The 25,519-nt window shown below is 40.0% G+C and carries 20 protein-coding genes and 1 tRNA gene; 11 read left to right on the plus strand and 10 right to left on the minus strand.

Going from position 1 to position 25,519, the window contains the following annotated elements:
• The first annotated feature begins 21 nt into the window (after positions 1 to 21).
• Positions 22 to 423 (plus strand): response regulator, encoded by a 402-nt coding sequence (locus FRX97_RS01770; RefSeq protein ID WP_147012757.1) that lies wholly within the window; start codon positions 22 to 24, stop codon positions 421 to 423.
• Here the strand turns inward: FRX97_RS01770 and FRX97_RS01775 are convergent.
• Positions 386 to 1,258, minus strand: coding sequence for a hypothetical protein (locus FRX97_RS01775; RefSeq protein WP_147012759.1), 873 nt, complete (start codon positions 1,256 to 1,258; stop codon positions 386 to 388). The genes FRX97_RS01770 and FRX97_RS01775 overlap by 38 nt on opposite strands.
• 142 nt (positions 1,259 to 1,400) lie before the next feature.
• Between FRX97_RS01775 and FRX97_RS01780 the strand changes: the two genes are divergently transcribed.
• Positions 1,401 to 3,077, plus strand: a complete 1,677-nt coding sequence (locus FRX97_RS01780) for a T9SS type A sorting domain-containing protein (RefSeq protein ID WP_147012761.1) — start codon at positions 1,401 to 1,403, stop codon at positions 3,075 to 3,077.
• On the opposite strand, the gene FRX97_RS01785 is transcribed toward FRX97_RS01780, so the two are convergent.
• On the minus strand, positions 3,074 to 3,721 hold the full coding sequence (locus FRX97_RS01785) for a peptidoglycan DD-metalloendopeptidase family protein (protein ID WP_147012763.1): 648 nt from the start codon (positions 3,719 to 3,721) through the stop codon (positions 3,074 to 3,076). The two genes, FRX97_RS01780 and FRX97_RS01785, sit on opposite strands and share 4 nt — an antisense overlap.
• 5 nt (positions 3,722 to 3,726) lie before the next feature.
• On the minus strand, positions 3,727 to 5,772 hold the full coding sequence (locus FRX97_RS01790) for a S9 family peptidase (RefSeq protein ID WP_147012765.1): 2,046 nt from the start codon (positions 5,770 to 5,772) through the stop codon (positions 3,727 to 3,729).
• A gap of 60 nt (positions 5,773 to 5,832) precedes the next feature.
• Here FRX97_RS01790 and FRX97_RS12445 point away from each other — a divergent pair, with 60 nt between their 5' ends.
• Both FRX97_RS12445 and FRX97_RS01800 read left to right on the plus strand, forming a co-directional pair.
• Entirely contained in the window at positions 5,833 to 6,372 is a 540-nt protein-coding gene (locus tag FRX97_RS12445) for a biotin/lipoyl-containing protein (RefSeq protein ID WP_147012766.1), read from the plus strand.
• Between the two features lie 10 nt (positions 6,373 to 6,382).
• Positions 6,383 to 7,030: a YceI family protein gene (locus FRX97_RS01800; protein ID WP_147012769.1), complete on the plus strand. Its 648-nt coding sequence runs from the start codon at positions 6,383 to 6,385 to the stop codon at positions 7,028 to 7,030.
• Positions 7,031 to 7,098: 68 nt separating this feature from the next.
• On the opposite strand, the gene FRX97_RS01805 is transcribed toward FRX97_RS01800, so the two are convergent.
• Positions 7,099 to 8,007 carry a PfkB family carbohydrate kinase gene (locus tag FRX97_RS01805; protein ID WP_147012771.1) on the minus strand — a complete coding sequence of 303 codons (909 nt, stop codon included), beginning with the start codon at positions 8,005 to 8,007 and terminating at the stop codon, positions 7,099 to 7,101.
• A 127-nt stretch (positions 8,008 to 8,134) separates the two neighbouring features.
• Between FRX97_RS01805 and FRX97_RS01810 the strand changes: the two genes are divergently transcribed.
• From FRX97_RS01810 to FRX97_RS01825, 4 genes are all read left to right on the plus strand, one after another.
• Positions 8,135 to 8,208: transfer RNA gene (locus FRX97_RS01810), tRNA-Asn, on the plus strand.
• A 271-nt stretch (positions 8,209 to 8,479) separates the two neighbouring features.
• Positions 8,480 to 8,782 (plus strand): GIY-YIG nuclease family protein, encoded by a 303-nt coding sequence (locus tag FRX97_RS12470; RefSeq protein WP_147012773.1) that lies wholly within the window; start codon positions 8,480 to 8,482, stop codon positions 8,780 to 8,782.
• Between the two features lie 460 nt (positions 8,783 to 9,242).
• Positions 9,243 to 10,802, plus strand: a complete 1,560-nt coding sequence (locus FRX97_RS01820; protein WP_170226983.1) for a sulfatase — start codon at positions 9,243 to 9,245, stop codon at positions 10,800 to 10,802.
• A gap of 11 nt (positions 10,803 to 10,813) precedes the next feature.
• Positions 10,814 to 11,506, plus strand: coding sequence for an SUMF1/EgtB/PvdO family nonheme iron enzyme (locus FRX97_RS01825; RefSeq protein ID WP_170226984.1), 693 nt, complete (start codon positions 10,814 to 10,816; stop codon positions 11,504 to 11,506).
• A gap of 65 nt (positions 11,507 to 11,571) precedes the next feature.
• Here the strand turns inward: FRX97_RS01825 and FRX97_RS01830 are convergent, their stop codons facing one another.
• The 3 genes from FRX97_RS01830 to FRX97_RS01840 all read right to left on the minus strand — a co-directional run bounded on the left by FRX97_RS01830 (position 11,572) and on the right by FRX97_RS01840 (position 16,372).
• Positions 11,572 to 14,091 (minus strand): M4 family metallopeptidase, encoded by a 2,520-nt coding sequence (locus tag FRX97_RS01830; protein ID WP_147012779.1) that lies wholly within the window; start codon positions 14,089 to 14,091, stop codon positions 11,572 to 11,574.
• Between the two features lie 126 nt (positions 14,092 to 14,217).
• Entirely contained in the window at positions 14,218 to 14,928 is a 711-nt protein-coding gene (locus FRX97_RS01835; protein WP_147012781.1) for a polyphosphate kinase 2 family protein, read from the minus strand.
• Between the two features lie 52 nt (positions 14,929 to 14,980).
• Entirely contained in the window at positions 14,981 to 16,372 is a 1,392-nt protein-coding gene (locus FRX97_RS01840; RefSeq protein WP_147012783.1) for an alpha/beta hydrolase family protein, read from the minus strand.
• A 111-nt stretch (positions 16,373 to 16,483) separates the two neighbouring features.
• Here FRX97_RS01840 and FRX97_RS01845 point away from each other — a divergent pair, with 111 nt between their 5' ends.
• On the plus strand, positions 16,484 to 17,902 hold the full coding sequence (locus tag FRX97_RS01845; protein WP_147012784.1) for a cadherin repeat domain-containing protein: 1,419 nt from the start codon (positions 16,484 to 16,486) through the stop codon (positions 17,900 to 17,902).
• A gap of 63 nt (positions 17,903 to 17,965) precedes the next feature.
• Here FRX97_RS01845 and FRX97_RS01850 read toward each other — a convergent pair whose 3' ends face one another.
• A complete protein-coding gene (locus FRX97_RS01850; protein WP_147012786.1) occupies positions 17,966 to 18,625 on the minus strand; it encodes an outer membrane beta-barrel protein in 660 nt (219 codons plus the stop codon).
• Positions 18,626 to 18,703: 78 nt separating this feature from the next.
• Between FRX97_RS01850 and FRX97_RS01855 the strand changes: the two genes are divergently transcribed.
• Together FRX97_RS01855 and FRX97_RS01860 are read left to right on the plus strand one after the other, a co-directional pair.
• Complete coding sequence (locus FRX97_RS01855) at positions 18,704 to 19,582, plus strand: ATP-grasp domain-containing protein (protein ID WP_147012788.1); 879 nt, start codon at positions 18,704 to 18,706, stop codon at positions 19,580 to 19,582.
• Positions 19,583 to 19,631: 49 nt separating this feature from the next.
• Complete coding sequence (locus FRX97_RS01860; protein ID WP_147012790.1) at positions 19,632 to 20,243, plus strand: outer membrane beta-barrel protein; 612 nt, start codon at positions 19,632 to 19,634, stop codon at positions 20,241 to 20,243.
• 2 nt (positions 20,244 to 20,245) lie between these two features.
• Here FRX97_RS01860 and FRX97_RS01865 read toward each other — a convergent pair whose 3' ends face one another.
• Together FRX97_RS01865 and FRX97_RS01870 are read right to left on the minus strand one after the other, a co-directional pair.
• Complete coding sequence (locus FRX97_RS01865) at positions 20,246 to 24,973, minus strand: T9SS type A sorting domain-containing protein (RefSeq protein WP_147012792.1); 4,728 nt, start codon at positions 24,971 to 24,973, stop codon at positions 20,246 to 20,248.
• Between the two features lie 71 nt (positions 24,974 to 25,044).
• Positions 25,045 to 25,515, minus strand: coding sequence for a hypothetical protein (locus tag FRX97_RS01870; RefSeq protein WP_147012794.1), 471 nt, complete (start codon positions 25,513 to 25,515; stop codon positions 25,045 to 25,047).
• Positions 25,516 to 25,519 lie beyond the last annotated feature (4 nt).

Below are 25,519 nucleotides of genomic sequence, written 5' to 3' on the forward strand. Positions count from 1 at the left end.
TAAACAAGCAAAAAGTATTACATGGGTCGGTTGAAATCTATAATGGTAGTTGATGATGATGAGGTAAACAACTTTATTTTAAAAGAGCTACTGTTGGAAGCAGACGTCGCAGATGAGATAAATATTAAATCTTCTGTAGATGAAGCAATAGCTGGCCTTTCAGGTGCCAAAGGAAATAGTATTCCCCAGCTGATTTTGCTAGATATCAATATGCCTGTCAAAGATGGGTTTGATTTTTTGGAGGAGTATTACGAGAATGGCCTAGATACCAATGAAACCAGAATAATTTTGCTTACCAGTTCACTTTTTGAACGCGATAAGGCTGCGGTAAGTAAGTATCCACGTGTGGTCGATTTTGTAATAAAACCCCTTGATATGGGGTACTTTAAAAGGCTGGTGAGCCAAATCGCTGTCTCATCCTAAAACTTTTTAAAAAGATAGGTTGCTCCGTAAGCAATATTGCTATTGGCAGAAGGAAATGCGGACTTCGAATGAAGAACTCGTAAGACCATTGGCTGAGTGAATTCCATAAGTCAAAGGCATAAAAATGTGCGATTACCCTAGCAAAGGCGGTTACAAATCCCCAAAAGCACATGTAGATTAACCCCCATTTTCGACTTGTTTTCCAAAACAACGCAAGCACACAAATAAAATCTAAGATCCCTGCAATTTTTAGGAATACCAATGCATTTTGTCGCCCAACTCCAAGAGATCCAACGGTAAGGCCAATAAACTTTTCCGGAATGGGTCTAATCCCCGAGGCGTACACACCGTGACAGACAAAGGTTATTCCAGCGATTACGCATGCGGTTGTTAAAACGGCACTTGATTTAGGATTTAAGACGAGAACCCAGAATAATATCAGGGGCGTAAAGACTTGGCCCGCATATTCCAGCCACATTATCCAATTATATGCCACTCCGAAATACTGGGTCCACGAAATGGGAATTAGCCACATTACACCTATTAAAAGAGGCAACAATGTTTTCGGCTTTTTCCCTAAAAAGGCGCTTGCACTAGCGACCAAGAAACAAAGCCCTATAATAAATTGAAGTAGGTTGAGGTAAGTTTCTGTCTTGGGATGCACTAAATATTGGCTCCAAGTAAGCTCGGTATACGACTCTACAAACCATCCGAAAAGCCTATAATTCCAAAAAAACTCTCTAATAGGAGTCGATAAGAACAAAAATTGCCAAGCTCTTCCAAAGAATTCCAATCCAACTGCAAGGCGCAAGATCCAGATAACCCAATTTTTCATTTTGCAAAAATGGGGCACTTAAGATTACGGGTGTATTAACATGGGCTTACGTTTGTTATTGTTTTTTTAAATGAATTTTACCATTTCCGAAAGCCCTAGGTTGGCTTAAAACGACCAATACATTTGCGAAAAAATTATACTTATGAGGTTTCTATTCCTTTTTATCGCAACCATTTCGTTTAGCTCCCTATTCGCACAACCAAAGTATTTTAGAACCATGTGGAGGGCAGACCCATCCACTTCTATGGTTGTTGGTTGGAGTCAAACCCCGGGTAGTATAAATAATGGGATTTCGTTTGAACTGTATTACGCCACCACAGATTTTGGGACAGATCTAAGCCTATACAAGGAAAAAGGCGCAAGGGCATTAGTTGATAGAAGTGTATCGGCTTTTAAGGGATTAGATCATTACTTTGTTCGCTTAGCAAACCTTAGTCCTAAAACCCCATATTACTTCGTTTTGGTATACCGGGATGCATTGGGCAGAGAACAAGTAAGTGATCGTTATTGGTTTAAAACGGCAAGTGATAACCCCAGTGACCCCATAAGCATAATTGCTGGAGGAGACTCTAGGCTAAATGTCGATGGAGGTCCTGTTGCTCTTGCAGAATCAGTAACTATTCGCCAAGAAGCAAATAGGATAGTGGCAAAATTAAGACCGGATATGGTTGCTTTTGGTGGTGATTACACTTTCGCAAATACCGAACAGGAATGGGATGCCTGGTTTGCAGACTGGGAGCTAACCTACACCGATGATAATAAGATAACACCTATTGTAGCTGCGATGGGTAACCACGAAGCGTCACCATTTGGATGCCCCGATTGTGGAAACTTCGTAGTCGAACGCCTATTCGATACACCTCACCCAGATGTGTATTATGCACTTTCTTTTAACGGAAACCTTTTACGCATGTATACACTTAACACAGAGATGACTATTTCTGGCGAACAAACCGACTGGTTGAATAATGATTTAGACTCGGTTGATGGATCGGTATATTGGAAAATTGCGCAATATCACAAACCAATACGTCCACATCATTCCAGCAAATCGGATAAAAATGACGCTTTCGATAACTGGGCGGAACCTTTTTACGAAAAACAGGTAAGGTTGGTGGTGGAGTGTGATGCTCACGTAGTAAAAACAACTTGGCCTTTAATACCAACAAGAACGTCAAGCGGTACTACCGAGTGTGGTAAGGACGTTGATCATAATTACTTTATCGCGGAGAATGGCAGAGGAACGGTATATGTGGGCGAAGGAACTTGGGCCGCAATTAGAATGGCAGATGACGCAAAGACCTGGACCAGAGACATGGGTACCCTTAATCAAGTAAAATGGATTTGGGTAAACAAAAATGAAATTCAGGTAAGATCGGCACAAACATATTTCCCAGACAATCCCAATTATGCAAGCTCAGTAACCCCATTAACTGAAGAAAATAGATTTATGGTACCGGACGGATTAAGTATTTGGGAACCTGAAAACGGGGCAGTTACCATTATAAAGAACAATGGATTAACACCTCTCCCAGAGCGATGTGCAACAACTAACGTTGCCGAGGAATTAGAAAGAAATGAGGCCCTAATGGTTATGCCAAATCCTACTCGAAATAAGAACTTTAGAATTAAAGCGCCAGCAAATAGCAGGGTAAAGGCATTCGAAATTCTTGGATTAGACTCAAGGTTAGTATGGAAAAAAACTACTCAGTCTAATTTTGTGGATGTCAACTTATCGGAATATAATTCCGGAGCTTATTTTGCAAAGGTGGTTTTCGAGGATGGCAAATCGGAAATAGTTCGTTTTATTTTGGACTAAGGCAACATAGGTAATAATAACATAGGATGAGGACAGTTTTTTGCGAACTGTCCTTTTTCTTTTTCGTGGCAAACGCCAGGATAATCGCCTACTTTACCTTCCATGTCTATGATAATTTGGAAATGGAGGTGTGGGGGCCAAGACCCATTTTCCTCCCATGATCCTACTTGGGCAATGGCATCCCCGGGGTTAAATTCGTGTCCTTTATCGGTAATTTTAGGTGCGGCAAGATGTCCATATAGCGTATAGAATTTAAATCCGGAAATATGGTGTTCTAGTATTAGCGTATGTCCGTAATCCCCGGGGGCATCATTAAATTGATAGGAGTGGATTTTACCCTTAATGGGGGCATGGATATTACTGCCTGCGGAGCACCATAAATCCATTCCCAAATGAATGTTTCTTACTTCGGCACCATTTACAAAATCCGGATTTCTACCATACCAGGATCTTTTTTCTAAGTAACCACCGTATCGTATGCTTTTCTTGGTTTGAGAATAAAACCAAGATTCAATTTCTACCCTATTTCCTAGATCTAAACCCAACTTGGCAACTGTTGGACCTGATAAATCGATAGGCTCAAAGTTTTCACCCTTTACAACAGGGGCAATTTGTAGTCCTTTTAAAACGTCACTTATTTCCACTCCAATTATTCTTTAATGCCTTCTAAACCAAATAAGAAAGCATATTCTCTTGCTACTTCTTTCAACTGCTCAAATCTACCAGATACCCCTCCATGCCCGGCTTCCATTTCAGTGTATAACAACAAGGGGTTATTATCGGTTTTGTAGTCTCTTAGTTTGGCAACCCATTTGGTTGGTTCCCAATACTGCACTTGAGAATCGTGATAACCCGAGGTAACTAACAAAGGGGGATAGTTCGTTTTTTCTACATTGTCATAGGGGGAGTATGATAACATGTAATCGTAGTATTCCTTATCATTAGGATTGCCCCACTCTTCGTATTCTCCAGTGGTAAGTGGAATGGATTCATCTAACATGGTTGTTACCACATCCACAAAGGGGACTTGAGCAACAATTCCCGCCCATAATTCGGGACGCATGTTCATAACTGTTCCCATGAGCATACCGCCGGCAGAGCCTCCCATTGCGTAGAGTGCATCTTTATCTACCCAGCCGGTTTCTAAAAGGTGTTCTCCACAACTAATAAAGTCGTTAAACGTGTTTTTCTTTTTTAGCCATTTGGCGTTTTCGTACCAAGGTCTGCCAAGATCTTCTCCCCCTCTGATATGTGCAATTGCAAAGCAATATCCACGGTTAAGCAAACTTAATCTAATGGTAGAAAAATAGGGGTCTAAACTAACACCATAAGACCCGTATCCATACAGTAGCAATGGTTTTCTTTTTTGGTCCTTAAATCCTTTTTTATAAACCAGGGAGATTGGAATTTCTACTCCATCTTTTCCCTTTGCCCAAATGCGTTCGCTTTGGTAGTCCTTAACATTAAATTCGCCCAGTACTTTTTGCTGCTTAAGGGTTTGTTGTTCTTTGGTTCTAAGGTTGTAAGAAAATATGCTGGTAGGAGTAGTTAATGAGGTGTAACCAAAACGCAACTCTTCGGTGTCGAACTCCACATTAACCTCTAAATCTACACTATATGTAGGGTCGTTAAAAGGAATGTAATATGCAGGTTCCCCATGGGTTGGAAGAACGCGTAGATAAACCAATCCGCCTTTTCTTTCTACTACAACAAAATAATCCTTAAAAATCTCTACGGATTCGAGAAGGATATTGTCATTTGGGGCAATTATTGTTTCCCAGTTTTCAATTTCCGGATTGGCCGGGTCGCATTTGTAGAAACCGAAATTTTGTCCCTCGTGGTTGGAAAGCATGTAAAAATTCCCCTCGTAATGGGTAAGAGAGTATTCGTGTTTTGGAGCTCTGGGTAAGAACAACCTAAGTTCTGCATCTGGTTCGGTGGTAGGAAGGTAGTGGAACTCCGTACTGGTGCTGCTTGAACTACCAATAACAATATAGGTTTGACATTTAGTTTTATATATCCCACAATCGAACTCGGGATTAACTTCCTCATAAACCAAAACATCTTGGTCTTGATTAGTGCCAAAAGTGTGTCGCCAAACCTGATTACAACGAAGAGTTTCTGGATCTTTTTTAGTGTAAAAAACAGTTTTGTTATCTCCTGCCCATAATGCTCTACCCGTGGTTCCTTCTATTTGTTCACCCACAAATTCTCCGGAAAAAAGATCCTTAAATCTTAGGGTATAAAGTCGTCTTCCCACGGTATCTTCCCCGAAACAAAGCCATTGATTATTCGGGCTGATACTTTTGCTGGCAACTGCATAGTAGGAATGGCCTTCCGCCTGAATATTTTCATCCAAAAAGATTTCCTCCTTCGCTGTTAAGTCGCCTTTTCTTCTAGTACTTATTGCGTATTCCTTGCCTTTAGCGTATTTGGTTTGATACCAATATCCGTTTTTCTTGTAGGGTACTGATTGGTCGTCCTCTACAATACGGTTTTTCATTTCGTGAAAAAGATCCTCCATAAACTTCTCGGAAGATTTTAAATAGGCTGCGGTGTAGTCATTTTCCCGTTTAAGGTAATCCAATACTTCTGGGTTATCTCTTTGGTTAAGCCAGTAGTAATTATCTATCCTTCTGTGCTTGTGTTTTAGATGCACATAAGGGTATTTTTCGCAATCGGGAATTTGAGCCATCTTTTTCAGTTTTCACGCGAAGCTATGAATAAGCGTTAAAAGATTTTTAAAGTTTTATGGATGTTGAGTACCTTCGGCGCAAGAGAAAAAGCTATGTACGAGATTGAGATTAATGATAAGAGCTACCAAGTGGCTCCCAAAAGCCAAAAATTAAACACGGGATTGATTAATGGAAACCCGTACGAGATAGATTTTATAAAGGTTAAAGAGGGCGAATATCATTTGTTGTACAATAACAAATCGTACAATGTAGAGCTCATAAAATTCTTGGAAGACAAAAAGCACATGGAGCTTTTGGTTAATGGGAACAAATACACCGTTGCCGTTAAGGATGAGTTTGATGCCTTACTTGAAAATCTTGGGCTAGACATGAGCCTTGGTGGTGCAGAGAAAGAATTAAAAGCACCCATGCCAGGATTGGTAGTAGATGTTTTAGTGGAAGTTGGACAAGAACTTAAGGATGGGGAGCCGGTTCTTATTTTGGAAGCAATGAAAATGGAAAACGTCCTTAAAGCTACGGGTGATGTTAAGGTAAAAAGCATTGAAGTAACAAAAGGACGTGCTGTAGAGAAAAACCAAGTACTTGTAAACTTTGAATAAAAAAAAGACAATGAAAAAATTAGTATATCTAATCCCAGCGACTCTTGTAATCGCCTGTTCGGGACCAGCAGAACCTAAAACAGAGGAATCTAAAACAGAAGCAAAAGAAGTTGCACAAGCGTGTACATATTCATACGATAACAGTGCAACTACTGTTATGTGGGAGGCATATAAGTTTACCGAAAGGGCTGCCGTAGGGGGTAAAATGGATAGCGTTGAGGTGAGTGGGTTTTCCCCTTCTGATACGGCTGCAAAAGTGCTAGAGGGAGCTTCTTTCACCATCTATACCGATGGAGTTAATTCCAATAACTCGGATAGAGATATGAAGATCAAAAAGCACTTTTTCGGTAAGTTAAAAATGCCGAGTAAAATAACTGGAAAGGTATTGAGTACTGGAGATCAAGACTACGGGAAAGCTACTGTGGAATTAACCATTAATGAGCAAACCAAAAACCTAGAAATGGATTATAGTATTAGTCCGGAGGGTAGGTTTAAAATGGAAGGGAAATTGGACATTTCCCTTTTTAATGGGCTGGCTGCTGTTAATGCCTTAAACGAGGTATGCAAGGAATTACATACTGGAGAAGATGGTGTTTCGAAATTGTGGCCAGACTTTAAAATTTCGGTAGTAAGTGACCTAGAAAAAACCTGTCTATAGGAGAGAATAAGATAGTACCAACAAAAAAGGCCGCATTTGCGGCCTTTTTTTGTCTTATGTAATTTGGATTAATGCCTAACTAGGGCAGTAAATTCAGCGATTCTGTTATCAATTTTCTCCTGACTTAAATTCAGTAGGTTTTCGGTTCCAAACTCCTCTACACAGAAAGAAGCCATTGCTGATCCAGCTACAACTGCTTTCTTCATATTATCGAAGCTGATGTCGCCAGTTTTTGCAAGGTGACCAATAAATCCACCTGCGAAAGTATCACCCGCTCCAGTGGGATCTTTTACCATTTCTAAAGGCAGTGCAGGTGCAAAGAACATTCTGTTATCACCAAATAAAAGTGCACCGTGCTCACCCTTTTTAATGATAAGCGTTTTTACACCCAGGTCCATTATTTTTCCGGCGGCACTTGGTAAGTTGTATTCGCCACTTAATTGTCTTGCTTCCTCGTCGTTAATGGTTAAAACATCAACTTGAGAAATGGTCTTTTTTAATTGATCCAAGGCGATGTCCATCCAGAAATTCATAGTGTCCATAACAATTAGCTTTGGACGCTTTTTGAATTGTTTGATGACGCTTTCTTGTACACCAGGTTCAAGGTTACCCAACATTACAAAATCGCAATCTTGGTAAGATTCTGGAACTTCAGGTTTAAAGTTTTCCAGTACGTTTAATTCTGTAACTAAGGTGTCTCTAGTGTTAAGATCGTGGTGGTATTTTCCTTTCCAAAAGAAAGATTTTTCACCTTTTTTTATTTGTAGACCTTCCTGTTGAATTCCTTTCGATTTCATTTTTTCTAGCATATCGAAATCGAAGTCTTCACCTATCACCGAAACCAGCTTCACTGGATTAACAAAATAACTCGCTGAAAGAGAGATGTATGTAGCGGCTCCTCCCACTATTTTATCTGTTTTTCCGAAAGGAGTTTCTAGGGCGTCGAAGGCAACGGTACCAAGGGCTAAAACACTCATGAAAATTTTTTTATTTATTTCTGGCGAAGGTATTGTTTATTTATGGGAAGTCCCTATATTTGCACCCACAAAATTCCTGCAGGGATTCTTTCACCTAAAATGAAAGCGGAAATGTAGGAAAGAAAATTCCTCCTTAGCTCAGTTGGTTAGAGCATCTGACTGTTAATCAGAGGGTCCTTGGTTCGAGCCCAAGAGGAGGAGCAAGAAAGGTAAAAACCCGGAGCAAAACGCTTCGGGTTTTTTTTGTGCCACAAATCGAAGTAAAACTTGCCTCTTGGGCGAGAAGTTTATGCCGATGTATTTTTTCGAGGGAAGCATTACCGTAGAAAAAAACCATCGGTAAGCCCAAGAGGAGGAGCAACAAATTAAAACCCGAAGCAAAACGCTTCGGGTTTTTTTATGGGTTAAATCGGATGGATCTTGAGGTGTTTTATTACCTTAAAATAAAGGATCTCTCGAAGCATTATTTACCATGCACTATCTCTACATTATATACTCGCCTTGTAAAGACTTGTATTATGTTGGAGAAAGTAGTCACCCATGGAATAGGTTATCGCAACACAACGAGACCATTCGAACTAAGTACACTAATAGAGCCCATGATTGGGAGCTTAAAGCTGTATTTAAGATTACCAACAAATCTGAGGCTCGAAAGATTGAAAACTTCATAAAACGGCAAAAAAGTAGACCTTTAATTCTCCGTCTTTGTGATCCTGATTTTATTCCCGAGGGGCGATTAGCTCAGTTGGTTAGAGTCCCGCAGCTGCGGGATTAATCAGAGGGTCCTTGGTTCGAGCCCAAGAGGAGGAGCAACAAATTAAAACCCGGAGCGATATGCCTCGGGTTTTTTTGTGCCGTAAATCGAAGTAAAACTTGCCTCTTGGGCGAGAAGTTCATGCCGATGTATTTTTTCGAGGGAAGAATGTCCGTAAAAGGACAACTAGCACCTTGCCTGAATAAAGCAATTTGCTTTCCGCCAGTATTTTTAAGTAGGTCTCAGGTTTGTAAACGGGATTAATGGCAAAAAAAAGTCCTTCACATTAATGCTTAAGATGCGGGCACAACTACTATATAATGGGTACTCCTTGTTGAACACCGAGATAATTATGTTGGCGTCTAAAAGGGCTTGGTCATTTTTTTCGCTTGTAAAATTCGGCTTTCATTTGTGTACAATCTCGCTCATTACTAAGATATCTTCTCCAAGCTATGCCTATATTGGACCCAAAGCGTTTTTTATGCATTTACCAGCCACTCTATTTCTTTCCTTGATCCTGTTCTCTTGCCAAAATATCGAGGTAAAGGAAACCCAGAAACCTAACATCATATTTATCTCCGTGGATGATCTTCGCCCCGACCTTGGAGCCTACGGAAATCCACACATAAAAACACCTAACATAGATGCTTTTGCCGAGGAGGCACTGCTTTTAGAAAATGCTTATTGCCAGGCCGCAGTTTGCGCGCCTTCTAGGGCTAGTCTTATGCAAGGTATCCGACCCGATTCTACCAAAGTTTGGCACTTAGGTGATGAATTCAGAAAAATAAACCCCAATGCGGTGACCATGCCGCAATATTTTCATAATTACGGCTACTACACGGTTAACATTGGGAAGATTTTTCACAACTATATGCCCGATTCGGTATCCTGGGATGAGCCAGATTTAAAACCAGCACCATTTAACGGTCCAGATTCTCATTTGCGCGATGCTGAAACCTATTATCATACGGAGGACGCGCAAAAAATACAGCTTGAAAGAAGGAAAGAAATCCTTGCCCGATGGCCAGAGGGGAGAAAAGTGTACGCCGATGGTTGGTATAGCGGTCCTGCCTATGAAGTTGTGGATTTACCGGATTCCATGTTGTACGATGGACTGCAAACCAAATTGGCGCTGCAAACTTTAAAGCGCCTTAAAGAAAAGGAACAACCCATATTTTTAGGATTGGGTTATTTCCGGCCTCATTTACCTTTTGTAGCCCCAAAAAAGTATTGGGACATGTACCCTGCGGGTAGTTTACCGCCTGCGGTTAATCCCTTTCTTCCAAAAAATGCCCCGCCCATGGCGGCTAATGCGAGCTACGAGTTAAGAAACTATGCTGGGTTTAGAAATTTACCTCGTCCCGAGGGGGCTCCCCTTGCTGCTGATTCTGCCGATATTTTAAAACGAGGCTATTACGCCTGTGTTAGCTATGTGGATGCCTGTATTGGAGAGTTGGTTGCCGGATTAAAGGAATTGGGGATTTACGACAATAGTATTATCGTTATATGGGGTGATCACGGCTGGAAATTAGGAGAGCACAACGGCTGGGGGAAACAAACCAATTTTAATATCGATACCAAAGTACCCCTGCTGATTAAATATCCTGGTCAGAAGCAAGGTTTGAAGTCACCAGCACTAGTGGAGTTAGTAGACATGTTTCCAACCCTTTGCGATTTGGCGGATGTACCCAAAGCTGGTTATTTTCAGGGAATCAGTATGCAACCGCTTTTCGAGAATCCCAATCGGGAATGGAAATCAGCCGTTTTTTCTCAGTTTAGACGTAGACCTAGAATATCCTATGATGGTAAGGAGTACATGGGTTATGCTATGCAAACCGAGCGTTACCGTTACATAGAGTGGTACACTTGGGATAATGAAAACAAAATAAGAGGCGAGTTAAAGGCTAGGGAATTATACGATCATTTTCAGGATCCAGACGAAAACATAAACCGGGCAGAGGAAGATGAGAATAAGGCCTTGGTAGAAAGTCTTTCTAAAAAGTTAGCACAAGGATGGCGAGCGGCGGTACCTACACCATAAAATTGGCCTTAATGCTCCTGATTTTTTGCGGAATTGATGGGTGCGGAAAAAATGAAAATTATAAGATAAAATTTGCGGCTAACATAGCCGGAGATTCTAGAGAGGTTAGTGTTGCTGAGTTTAGATTATTTATAGAGGAAACAGGTTATAAAACTACAGCAGATAGCTTTGGTTGGTCGGGTTATTTTGATACCACCAAAGGAGCATGGGGAATTGCTAGGGGCGCAAATTGGCGGCGTATCGATGGGGTAAATATGAATCCCCAGAATTGGCCGGTAACCCAGGTGAGTTACTACGATGCCTGTGCATATTGTGCCTGGAAAAATGGTCGCTTACCAACCGCGTCTGAATGGGATGCTATGGCGAGCAAACTCAAGGGAACTGGAAATATTTGGCAGGGAACCTTTCCCATAAAAAATAAAGAGGTGGATGGTTATTCGGCATTGGCTCCCGTTGGAAGTTTTTTATCTAACAAGGAGGGGTTTTATGATTTAGCTGGAAATGTTTGGGAATGGACCAGCAGCATCGCACCTCAACCCCAAATAAAATTGGAAGAAGTTGATGGGGCCCATAGGATCATTAAAGGAGGGAGTTATTTGTGTATAGAAAACGGGTGCGAAGGGTATAAACCAGAGGCCTTTCAGCATACAGCCGCCAATAGTGGCACCAACCACTTAGGGTTTCGCTGTGTTTACGATTTGTAGCTAGAATTAATGCCAATAAAAAAGGCCAGCAATTGCCGGCCTTTTTTAAGAAATTAAGAAAATAGCTATTTCACAATTAGCTTTTTAGTGCTCGTAGCTCCTTGCGTACTAACCGTAACAAAGTAAACACCAGTTTCTAGGTTGTTTACATTTAAGTCACTGTCTATATCGTTGAACTGCTTTACCGTTTTCCCATTGATAGAGGTAATTCTTACATCCATTTTTCCAGCACTTGCAGGAATACTTATGGTAATGCTACCCCCTGTTGGGTTAGGGTAAAGAAGGAAATCTAGATTTGGATTATTCTCCTTTATAGAAGTTCCTGTTCTAGATTGATAGTGCGCAGCAAAACCAGAAGCGGTACCGTTGTCGCTGCTTGTAAATTCAACGAACATACTTCTACCGGTTGAGTAAATTTCATCTGGAATTTCACTACCCGTTATTTCCGCAATAAGTGCAGAACTAGAACTGGCACCATCATAAACTCTAAGGAAGTCTACTCCATCTTCTAGGTCTAAATATTTAATGATTAAAGCAGTATAATCACCAGAAGAGGGACGAATTAACCAGCTACAATTTGCGTTGTTTTCGTAGTTTAAAGTTCCGCTACCATCAGCAAAACTTCCCCAGGTTTTCGTAAGGATGGACTTTCCATTACAGAAATCTACTGCAGCTTCACAGTCTCCAACTCCCACAGCACACCATGCGTCCTCAACAGTTTTGGCTTCTACAGATCCAACTCCATATAAATCCTCAGCGGCGAAAACAGAACCTTCTTTAGCGTCGTCGAAATTAGAGCTTGGCACCAAATAGTAGGCTAGGTTTCTGTATGCAATTTGTTCGGTTTTATCCAATCCAAAACCAGTGATGTTATAGGCGTAATCGTTAGCATTCATACCAGAGTCTCCCTCCGTAATAAGGTAAAACCAGTAATTCTGTACACCAGAGTTGATGTGTACTCCTCCGTTATCAAAATTTAAATTTCCTGGATCCACCCAATTTGGGTCGTTAAATCCATAAGTATCTGGGTGGTCCGCAGAATGGGGGTCGTTCATAGAACGTAGGTATGGTCTAGAAATGGAAATTTTCTCTCCAATGTTCCAGTCTCCATCCACAGTGTTTTTTAATTCTATTGCTGCCCCAAAAATGTCGGCAAAAGACTCATTTAATGCACCACTTTCTCCACGATAAATCAAATCGGAGGTAAAGTCGATTACTCCATGTGTAAACTCGTGGGCAGCCACATCAATACTTGTTAAATAACTAAGGTTAGAGGAATCCCCTGTTCCAAAAGTCATTTGTCGTCCATCCCAAAAGGCGTTGTTGTAAGAGTTAGAAAAATGAACTCTAGACTTTATCGTTGCACCTTCGTTGTCATAGGAAAGTCTATTGTGGACATCCTTATAATAATCGTAGGTTTTGGTTGCTCCCCAGTGTACGTCAAGAGCAGGATCGTTTAAGGTTATGTTTCTGAAGCTTCCTTCGAAATTTTCTTGAGTAAAAGCGGTTACTCCAAGAGTTGCATCGGCAGTTATAAATCCACCAAAATCATCTTCTTCCGTTATGTCTTCTTCCCAAAGTTCGAAACCAATAATTCCTTTACCCATAGGGTGGTTAACTTCGGCCTCGTAGTTTCCGGTTGCCGAGTTAAGGCTTAAGTTTTCTCCGTAAACGATGTTAGAATCAGCGTCAAGTGCAACAACATAGAAGCTTGCAAAATCGGTGGCGTCATCTTTCCACCAAGCTGGTTTAATGCTTACCGCTTTAATTGCAATAGTTTTTAAGAATGTAGCTTGTTCTACCCATTGGTTGTCATTATCGGTAAAGAATTTCGAAATACTATCGTTTAATCCACCGTTGTAGTTGTAGGTTTCTATGTTTCTAGCGCTATCTCTAAGAATGTAAACACCATCTTTAAGGTAACCTGTAATTTCTTGCTGACCGTGATAATAGGTGTTTGCCATTCCTTTTTCGTCCCCAGTATGGATTAGATTTTCCGAGGCTACAATGGAACCATTACTCGCGTCAGCGTATAAGCGATCTTGAACAAGCGGCTGGATATTGCTCACTTTATATGCATATGTCAACACCAATTCTTCGGTTCCGAATTCGTCTTGGTTTGCTACCCATTGCGTACTTTCAAATTGGATAGTTGCAGAGTTAGGGTAGTTGGAGCTGATATTTTGTAAAACCTGGTCGTAGGTATTTATGGATGCCGTACTAGCAAGACTTGCAGGGTATGCTTTACCATTAAAGCTTTTTATAAGTCCACCCTGGTAATGCAGAATGATTTGAGCTCCCCATACCGGTATACCATTTATGATTTGTTGATAGCGAAAATGGGTAAATCCAAGCTGGTCGGCGTCCTGCCTAATTAACTCGAAAGTGCTATTCCCTAACTCGAATTCTTTGATGATTTTTTCTAAAACATCTTCGTTGCTTACATCCGAAGCTTGGGGGTACTTAAACCACACAGAATGGTCTTTGAACTTTAAATTTTGGGTAAAATTTTGAGCAAAAAGGCCACCAGAAAATAGGGCAAAACAAAAAGTTAACCCTGTACTTACTAGTAATCTTAGTTTCATATATAAAGGTTTTGATAGGGGCAGAAGGCAATTTTTCTAGCCCAAACAAGATTAGACAAAATTCAAAAATGCCCAAGGCATTGGCGACGCTTTCTTGCGGAGCAAACTTTCCGCTAAGAATCCATTTTAAACCAATTTTTTGAGGAGTTTCACGATGTTCTCTAAAACCACATAATCCTTTTGCCATTTTTTATCGGCAGGTACGTTTATCCATGGGTAGGGTTTATTGCAGTTTTTAAGGATACCGTTGTAACTTTTCATAAAGTCATCCCATTTAGCTCGGGTTTCAAAATCGGAGTCTTGGTGCTTATATCGTTTTAGTGGATTAAACTTTCTTTCATCCAGCTTTTCCCCTTGCAAGTTGTACGAAATATTAAGGAAGAATTTCAGGGTGTGGATATTACAACGTTCCAAATGTTCCTCGAATTCAATATTGCTTTTGTAGCGGTTTTCCACCTCCTTTTTATCTATCCAACCATAACTTTCTGGGACAAGAATATCCTCATAGTGAGATCGATTAAATATTCCAATAACTCCACGTGGTGGTATTTTTTGATGGATACGCCATAAATAATCGTGGCTTGCCTCTTCTGCGGTTGGTTTTTTAAAAGATGCCACCTGAGTAAATCGCGGACTAAGCCCGGAGAAACAACGGCTTACAATACCGTCTTTGCCACTGGCATCCAAACCTTGTAACACCACTAAAACACCATGTTTTTTATCAATGTGCAGTTGATGTGCCAATTCGCAAAGCTCAAAATGTAGTTCTACAATTTTTTCTTTGCATTGGTCTTTATCCAAATCTGGATCAAATGAGAGGTACTTCGAATCTAGCATAGGGTGAAATTTAATGTACCCTTTCTAGCACAACAATAGAGCCTGATTAGAATTAGTTCTCGCCGTAGGTTTTGGCAACAATCCATGATGAAACTAAATTCAGAAACTCGGTATCTAACGTAGTTTCTATCCTTTCGTATTCCATAATGGATCCTGTTTCCGCAGGTTGGAAAAGATGATTGAGCCCATTTAATTTTTCTATTTGGTAATCACTATTTCCAGCGGCTTTTAAACCATCCTCTATAGAAGCTAAATTAACCTCGGCATTTACTTGAGTGTCTTTGTCTCCATTAACAGCTAATACGGGTATTTTTATTTGGGAAAGATCCAATCGTGGGTCGTATTTTACAAACTCCATAACCCAAGGGCTTGCCAAGGCCTGTGTTTGGATTTGTGCATATTTCTCCAATCCCATTCCTCGAGTGGCAGGCGGGAGTTTTTTGAAATTCTTTTTGTAGTACGAGTTGAGGTTGGCCCTGGCTTTAACGGGAGTTTTGCTTTTTAGCAACACATCCATTTGGCCTTTAATAAAATCCTCAAGGTCTTTTTTCTGTGCGGCATCCAGGCTGGTATTTTCTATTTGCGCTAATTGCTGTCCCATTAATATTTGCGCCCCTGGTATTGCCGGGCTCGCCATTAATACGGCAAAATTAACTTCGCTTTTCGATGCAAGTTTAATGGCAACCAACCCTCCTTCGCTATGGCCAATAATGCCAACTTGATTAGAGTCTACCTTTGGGTATTTCTTTATAAATGAAATTGCTGCTGAGGCGTCTTCGGTAAAAGTGCTTGTGGTAGCTTTTGAAAAATCACCCTTCGACTTCCCAACGCCTCTGTCATCGTAGCGTAGAACTATAATATTGCTTTTGGCAAGATGATCCGCCAATACTGCAAAAGGTCTGTGGTTAAATACTTCAGAATCTCTGTTTTGAGCACCAGATCCAGATACTAAAATGACAGCGGGACAAGTTTCACAGTTATTGGGGATGCTTACGGTACCAGCCAGAGTGGTTTTATCCTTTTCATTGGTGAAAAACACTTCTTGTTCTTTGTAACCAATAGGTTGCAAGGGGTCTTGAGGTCTCGTTATTTTTTCTTCCTCCACCTGAGGTTTTAGGTTTAGAGGAAATTTTAAGCCAGACTGTTCAAACATCCCTTCAATGATTCCATTTTTGAATTTTCCGGTATATCGAGCACCAATGTTTGCCAGTTTAAGTTGGATTTCACGCTCCTTTAACTCACACTCTCCAACCGGAATACCCTTTGCCCCTTGTGCTGGGCTGTCCATTTTTGCTGAACAACTATTACCTTCTTGTACAATGTGAAAAACCAAAGGAAGCTCCTGTCCCTGAACACTTAATTTTCCGCTCCAGGTTCCGCTATATTGGGCTTTAAGGCAAAAATTAGAACTAAATATTAATAGGAGTAAAGTTATAATGCGCATAGTGCAAAAGGATTTGGGAAGGGAAATGTAAATAAAGATGAGCTAAATCTTCTCAGAAAGCGCTAATTACTACATCCAAATCTATTTGGATATCGTAGTTTTGCATTGAGAATGAGAATCTTAGTCCCCATACTGCTTTTCATTTTTCTCGCTTCATCGACATTTGCCGAAGATTTTAGGTATGGATTTGATAGTGAGAAGGCATCTGTACCTGTATCTCAGTTAATTGAAGAGATAGACGGGGTGAAATTTTTATTCGAGTTTACTAATAATGGGGATGGGGGAAATTTTTATATCAGTCCCAATCAAGGAGCAAATTACGATGCGGCTTTGGTGGCCACCTCCCTCTCCATTGGAAGTTTAGATCCTGAAAAAATAAGAATAGAAGCGGTAGAAAAGCATCCCTTTCAATTAAATAATCTCTTTATAAAGCCAGGTGGAGAGACGGTTGTTATAAAAGGGTTTCGAGATGAAAAAGAAGTTTTTGCCAAAACGATTAATAAATTTTCCACGGGCGAGCACCTAAATTCCTCAGGTAATTATATAGATCAATTAACCATTGAGTCTTACGATATGGTGGAGTTGGTTCTTGATGAATTTACCGGTGTTTTTCAGGCCTTGGAGCTCGAGGACTTAAAAATGGCTACTACTTCATTGGTAACCGAGACGGTGCCAAAACTCACCAAGCAATCGTCTGCGAAAGTGGTTGAAGTGTATGAAGGTTTAGAGGCCGGAGCCAAGCTTATAGAACTGAAGGAAATTGCCTCGGATATCTCCTGGAGAGAGGGCAAAGTGCAGTTGGCACCATCTTCAAATAATTTTAGTTCTAATATTCTGCTTCCGGTTTTTTACGATAATACAGATCTTACTATACGGGTGGTAGATCAGCAGTATTTCGATTGTGAAAAATATGCCCAGCAGGTTGAATTCGATGTCCATTTTAAAAACGGGCTTCAGAGCAAAACCTTTTCCATTGCAGTAGAGCTTTTAGAGGTTAATGACCAGGCTCCAATTGTATTGGCAGATCAATCTTGTGAAGTAGAAATACCGCAATATTCAGAATCTCTACCCAATCAATTAACCATCTGTAATTTGCAAGCAGAAGATGGGGATAGTCCTATATCCACAACTGGGCGGTGGTCTATTATTTCGGGTAATGAATTTAATGGGTTTACGATAAGCAAAAAGGGCAACTTAATAGTTTCAAAAATACTTTTCGAAAGCACCTTTAATTCAGAGTATAACCTTGAGATTCAGCTTTCTGACGGGCAATTTACAAGTGAACCTGTTTTGGTGAAAGTTAGGATAAGTAGGAAGGAGGAAAGCCAACCTGAAATGAAAATTACCAAATGGCCGAAAAAGGTAGTGGAGAAGGAAAAACCAAATGGGTTGGTGTCTGAAGAAACCACGGTTCAAGAAATTAGTGAGGCAGAGGTAAAGGATCCAGAATCCAAACCGAAGGAGTCTAAATCGGTGGAAGAAATTCTCGATGAGGAAACCCTCGAAATGTTATCGCGAATAAATTTTTAGCAACCATTAAGTTGCTAAACAATAGAATAAAAAGGGGAGTCTTGCTCCCCTTTTTGTTTATTACTAGTTGCTAGAGTTTCCTCCTGCATTAAAAAATACTTGAATTCCAAAAGTTACACTGGTAAGATCTATTCCAAAATCGAAGGTATTTCTAGAACTTTCTTCAGCTGGATCAGTTGATCTATCCGTAACCGTTCTAGAGGTGTATCCTAAGCTACCAACAGTAACATCGAGTGCAATACGATGAGTTTCGGTAGGGAAAAAGGTTAATCCAGGTGAAAGTGTCGTGAAAAACCCAGATACTTTATCACCTTTTAAAGTTGCTGTTGGAGTTTCCGTTTCTGATTGAGACCCAAACGCTCCTACAGCAAGTTCTCCAAATAAATAAAGGTGATTTCCTATAGAAGAGTACCTTCTGGCTCCTACGAAAAAGGAATTTCCCTTAGTTCTACTTTCTGTATTATCAGTTGGATCCTCAACTACAGTTGAAGTCATCGTAAATCCACCTATTACAGCGAATTGATCCGACAACATGTATCCGGCACCAACTCCAAAGCGAGAGTTTTTGATGTTGTCTAACTCAGTTGTACTGGTGCCATCATCAAACTCCCCGGAGGAATTCGAAATTCCTGCAGTTCCCGTTAAAAACAAATTACCTTGACTTAACTGGGCAAAAGCACTTGTGCTTGCTAGTAAAATTACTGCTGTTAGTAGCTTTTTCATTGTAGGGTGATTTTTTGGTTCAGTCCAATTTAGGCTTATTATTGATTCATCGTAATGTTAAGCTTTTAAAAAATATTAATGAAGCAAATAGCAATAGTTACTGAGGACAGGTACCAAGAAATAATTGAGGGCAATCCATACCACGAAAATATTTTAAAAGAAGAGCGGGCACTTCAGGTTGAATTCGAACAACAACACTGCTTGGTGAAGCGGGTTTCGTGGTCTAACCCCGAGGTTGATTGGACTCAATTTGACCTAGTTCTGATACGTAGCACATGGGATTACTTTTATAGGCATCAAGAATTCACTAATTGGTTGCAAAGTATTGATGGTGCTGCTCGTATCGTAAATCCAACTGAAACAATTTTGTGGAATATGGATAAGCGATACCTATTCGATTTGCAACAACTGGGAATCTCCATTCCGCAGACTGTTTTATTGGAAAAAGGATCTAATCGGTTGCTTAAAAACCAAATAAAATCTTTTCCCGGAGAATATTTTATCCTAAAGCCAACAATTGCAGGAGCAGCTAAGAACACCTTTAAATTATCCAAATTCCAGCCGCTAAGTGGAGAAATTGAAACCCTTTTGGCGGAAGAAGATTTCCTATTACAGGAGTTTTTAGATAGTGTGGAAAGCCACGGGGAATATTCGTTGGTATATATAAATGGAGACCTAACCCATTGCATTTTAAAGAAGGCTAAAGCTGGGGATTTCCGAGTTCAGGATGATTTTGGAGGAAGCATACATTTGGTGGAGCCAAGCCCTGAGCTAAAGGAGTTTGGCGACAAGGTTATTAATCTTAATCCAAAATCCAGCCTCTATGCTCGTGTGGATGTTTGCATTGATAACCAGGGTAATTTCTGTTTAACAGAGTTAGAGTTAATTGAACCGGAACTTTGGTTTCGTTTAAATCAAAATGCGGCTAAAAAATTAGTTGCCAAGATATTGGCATAATTATAGTGCGATTTATTAGTTATAGATTTGTATCCTAAATCCAATTACCATGAAAAAGTTCATTCTTCTCCTTCTTTTGTCTTTTCCAATTGTCTGTTCGGCCCAGTGGAAGGTTGGTATTGGAGCAAGTGGTTTGGTAAATAGATATTTTTACGAAGACGAAAGCTATTTTGAATCTAAATACGATATTGGATATTCGGGTAATATCTATCTAGAGAGAACCTTTACACCTGTTTTTGGTGTGTCAATAGAGCCTAGCTATCTTGTAAAAGGAGGTAAAGTAACATATCAAGGTGTAGATTTTAAAAGCAAAACAGGCTATGCCTCTGTTCCTGTATTGGCTAACCTACATTTTTTAAGAATCTTTACTCTTGCTTTTGGACCAGAATTTAGCACTAAACTTACCCAGGAGTATAGCACCTCAGATCCTGCCGTTGCGGCAAAGGAATTTTACAATAATGAGTTTAAAGATTATGAGGTAAGTGCTTTGGCGGGATTGTATTTTAAGATTTTACCCAAAATGGATTTCGGTTTGCGTTATTCTTTTGCAATTACCAACTCTGGTAAATTCCGACCAGAAGATTTTAGCTCCGAAAACATTAAAGAAAATGCAGCAAAGGGAAAATATGCTCAATTTATGTTGCGCATAATTTTTAACTAAACCTACTCCCTTACCACTCGTATAATCCTATTCTCAAAAGGAGCTTCAACCTCAACGAAATAAACTCCTCGCTTTAAGTCGTTGTTTTCGAATACGCGAAGTCGAAGAGGGTTTTCCCCCTTCACAAAAGTGGTTGATTCATATACTTTTCCGTACATGTCGAAAAGGGTGAAATTTATCTCACCTTCAAAGTTATTCAGCACCTCTAAGCGAGCTCCAGATCGGGTAAATGGATTGGGGAAAAACTGATAATCTCCAGTTCCCGAAAGGTTTAAAACTCGTATTGGGCTATAGGAACTTACTCCATATATGCTTTCCTGGCGTATTCTGTATTGATAAACTCCGGTGCCCATTAGAGTGTCAATAAACTGATAGGTTTGCTCCTGGTTAGGATTAGGCCCTGCTATTATGGAACCAATTGGTTTAAAACCACTGTTATTATGGTTCAATTGTATTTCAAATAACTTGTTGTTTTTCTCAAATTGGGTTTTAAAATTTAGCAATGCTACATTTTCTGTTGGCTGAATTATTTCAAACTCCAAAAGGGGAAAAGCAAAGGGCCTGAAATTATTGGTAGCGCCCAAAAGCAAAATGAAATTCTCTTGTACTGCTGAATCGGCCTCGCTTACATAAAATTCTGTGCTTGGAATAAGTTGGCTATTTGGAAGATCGTAATACTTACCTTCTTTGTATACAATAGGGGTTACTTCTTCGGCAGCAAGTGGATAACAGTTGCTATCTCTAGGAGCATAGACAATAGGAGCAATGATTTCATTAAAAGGATTGGAAATAAACCAATATCCGCAGCGACTTAAAAAGTCTATTTTAGAAGGAAGTTGTTCGTTGGGGAAATCATCCAAAAAGTCGTTTTGGAAATAACTTACTTCAACCCTAGACCCTGTATTTTGGTTGCGGATAATTCCCACAGGCGCATATTGTCCCTGAGCACCCAGGGGTAAAGTAAATTCTAAGCCCCCTTTTTTTATTACGGCTTGTTCTATATATGCGTTTTGATTTCCACCAGAGGTGTTTGCAGTTGGACCCAGTTGGATGGGGATAGATGTAAAAGATAAAACTCCCGATTTTAAACTCAAGAATTTCTCCACTTCAAAGGCACCATCAACAATCACCTTTCCCGAAGTTAAATTTAGTTCCAACCGTTTTAGCGGCTGGATACTATCTATAAGGTTAACGAGTTTTGGGTTTTGGTCACCCTGGAAAGTGACCTGCTCCGTTACAATACCGAATCCTCCAGGACTATAATTTTGGAAATAAATATTGTTGCTTGTGGTAATATTACCCGCTGCTAGCGTTGCATTGGCACTATGAACCGTAAAAAGCACAGGCCCCTCATAGGTGTTGGAATTGGTTAACCAAAAATTATTTCCCAAATGCTCAAAGTGCGTAGAATCTTTAAATATCGAACCACCATCTGATATTTGGTACTCGTTACTGGTTACTTGAAAATGTACGGGTCGCGCAAAGCTGGAATTTATTGTTCCTATTTCACCACATTTTAAGAATAGGGTGTCTTTTATAGTAGCATTGGGTCCAAACACCACGCGCTGTTGGTTATTCTGCCCTAGGCCAAAATCAAAGCCCGATTTAAAAGTGCAATGACCAAAAATGACCTCTCCCCTAAAGGGTTTGGCGACATCGATTAATACGGGGTTTCTATGGTTAAATAAGGTTTTCCCACCTTGGCTACCAAACTTTATAGTTCCCTTTTGAGCGCGTAAATAAATTTTATCGAGAAATACATCGCCCGAATCCCTGAATGAAAGTTGCAAGTTCCCCCTTGATATTACATCCAGGTATACCTCTTTTTCAAACACCGACTGATTTCTTCCAGCGTCGGACAATGTCCCTGTTTTGGTTAATTCAGCTACACCCTTAAAGCGCGTACCCTCTAAATTTATTCCACCAGCTATAACAGAAATGCTGTCCTCAAATAGTGTGTTGGGCCCAAGAATAATCCTGCTTTTATGATCTAGAATCAGGCTTTTTTGGTCGTCCTCAAAAATGCAATTTTTAAGTTGTAATCGGGTGTTACGAAATTTTAGAGTATCAATTTTTATGGTATTATAAAACTTATTAGTTGCGCTTTCCTGGCCAAAGATTATTGCCCCGGTGTCGGACTCAATAATAACCGGTCCATAATACTTGTTGGTGTCAGAATTATAGCCCATGGAAATGGCTCCGTAATTGCGATTCAATAAATGGAGACTGTCCAAAAAGATATCAGGTAATTGACTTCCTGAACTGAAATTAGCGGAGGAGAGGTTTTCTAGAACGAGAGTTTTGAAAAAGGTGTTACCCCCTTCAGATATGTTGTTTGACCCTCCTGTTTTTTGAATTTGAACAGGCTGAAAAAAGTTTGTGCGGTCGAGATATAAATCCTCCCCAATAATACTAAGTGGACAGTGTATGGAACTAGAATCTAATTTGAAAACGCAACTTGAGGGGATGTCTAGAACAAGTGGGTTTTGGTTTAGATAATTAATTGAGTTTAAATCGAGCGTTACGGTTTCGGTAACACCTTGAGGATAAATGTATAAGGTTGAAATTTCATCGAAGTTGGCTTTACCTGTGTTTAATCCTCCCGCTATTTTTCCCCTAAAAACTCTAAGTTCCACAGCACAAGCTTTAAAAAAAGCACTGTCTTTTTGCCATAGATTTATAGCTCCAATTCCTTTGTTGTGAACCTTTAGGTGTTTTTGGTAAACATCTGGATGTTTAGTAGACAGCGTTAAAAACCCAGATGAATTATTTACCAGTTCAAGACCGTTGAAGTTGTTTCCTCCGAACCAATTATCAAAACCCGACCCAATTTTTTGCACCCTAATAGCTTCGTGGAAAGTGGAGCCGTTGATGATGATTTTTCCTGCATTAATTACTGCTGGAGAATTAAGCTGCGATCCCGATATTTCCACGGAGAAGTTTGTTCTTGCAAAATCTAAATAAAGGGTATCGGGTAGATTGAAGTGGCAAGAATCAAAAGACAATACAGATAGCTGGGTGCTGGGGTTCAATTCGGAAATTGAAAATTCTTCTGCGAAGTAACTGGTTCCCCCACCTTCCCCAAATCGGATAGATCCTTTATCTATAAATGAGAAATTAAAGGGTTTGGAATAGTAATTATTATATGAGCTGTGGCCAAAATATATGGTGGAGTTTGTGTCTAGAATAATAGAACAAGGACCCAACAATGAATCGGGGTAGGTTCCCCCTAAAAACAATGAGCCTTTGCCTTTCAGATGGACCTTAAGGCTATCATTTATCCTATTTCCTCCCGCCCAGGTATCTGCTTTATTTCCCAGCTTTTCAATTTTCAACGGTGCCTGAAAAATGGAACTATCCACCTTAACGCTCCAGGTTTTTATCCCGACCTCTTTCTTAAAATAACACCCGGGTTCAATATGAATAACCGCTTCGCCGCTTTGAGAAAGGTTGAGGGTATTATCGGAAATAAAACGTACATTTTTTAGAGATAGAGTCCCTCCAGTAAAGAACGATGAATCGCATAAGAGTGTGGATGCTGAATTGAAAAGCGAACTTCCTTCTTTAAATCCAAAACGCACCCCACCTGCGATAGCTGATTTTACCTCTACGGTATCGAAAAACTCGTTGTTGCTGCTGGCATGGGCCATTAGAATAAATCCAGAATCTTGGCTAAAACAGCTAAGCTTTTTATGAAATCTATCTGGGTATTTATTTCCAGTAAGGTAGAACCCTTTCCCGCTTGTTGTAATAGAGGCTGGACCGAAAAAGTTGTTACCGCCATTGGCCACATCGCTACTTTCTCCTTCTTTTACAAGGTCAAATGCTTTGTAAAAAGTACTGGAATCTATTCTTGCAGAAGTTGCCTGAATAGAAACTGGGCCAGAAAAACTACTGTTTCTTTCTATAATGACTTTCGAAGAGCCGGTTGCTTGCACATTTAGAGGTTGGATGGACTGGATCTCCGTGTTTTTTAACCAAAAGTCTCCACTTTCAAATGCATTGGTTTGAAATACAATAGGAGCAGATGGAAGAAAAATACTTTTGCCATTACCCTGTCCAGTTTTGAATCCTCCGTTTAGCCTAACTATTTCTAGGGTGTCTTTAAAAACTGTTTGGTTGCCTTTAAAAGCAAACTGCATATTTGCTCCATTAGGCACAAATAGAGTTACCTTGGATTTGAAAGTATCCGATTCGCTTCCCCCTAGAGTAAAACCGCCATTACCCAGCAAATTAATAGACAGGGGTTGGTCAAAATTATTACCTCCTCCATTAAAGTCGTTTTCATCCCCTGTTTTGGTTAAAACAAGTGGATTTTTAAAATGGCAACCGGAGATTTTAATCTTGTTTCCCTTTAAGTCAACGGCTTGGTTTATTTCTAGTGGTTTATTAACTAAGCCGAAATAAATTTCCTCGGCCTCAACGGCAAACGCACTTCCCAGGATTATACTATTCTTAACGTTTAGATATGAGGCTTTAATACTGTCTGCGGAGAAAATTAGGGTACCATCTAATAAATCCAGTTTGGCAACCTTAATGTTTTGGGAAACAATTATGGTGTCGGAGGCAAGTTTTACAAATAGCGTATCAAGTTCGTTGGGAACTTTAGAGGGGTTCCAATTATTGGGGTTGAGAAATTCTTTAGATGCGGATCCTGTCCAAACCAATCGTGTTTGGGCAAAGCAAACAAGTTGAAGGAAAAAGACGATTAGGAAAAAAAGGCAACGCATGGTTTTAAGTTGGTACACTAAAAAACGAAAAAAGCGGCTTTTGCCGCTTTTGAATTTTGTTTTTCTGGTAATTAGTTAGGCCAGATGGTATTGTCGTCGTTGTCGTACAATGGCCCCCATTGTATTTCTGAAACTTTCCCTTGGTTAAACCAAAAGTTGATGCTCTTTTCGTCTATTGTAAGCACGTGCTGAGTTTCCTCATCATCAATGCTCCATTCTTCCATTTCGCCACTTCCAAAGTTGTTAGCAGAAATAAATTCGTCTAACTCTTCTTTAGTTAGTCCGATTACTTCTTTTCCAGCTAACTTAAAGGAAGCATCACTTACCGAAATAGTGCTCATTTTCCAATTTTCATCCTTGTCGAATGAAATAGATAGCTCTAGATTGTCGTAGTGCCAGGCTTCGTTAAGAACTTCGTCGGTATCCTCATCGGCGTATTGCTCAATTTCATCTGGCTCGCCAAATTGTTGCTTAACTTCTTCTCTGGTTAAACCAAACTTAAGCTCATCAAGTCCGGTACCCGGTAGTATTTCTTTATTCATAATT

This window comes from Luteibaculum oceani, assembly GCF_007995015.1.
Classification (GTDB): Bacteria; Bacteroidota; Bacteroidia; order Flavobacteriales_D; family Luteibaculaceae; genus Luteibaculum; species Luteibaculum oceani.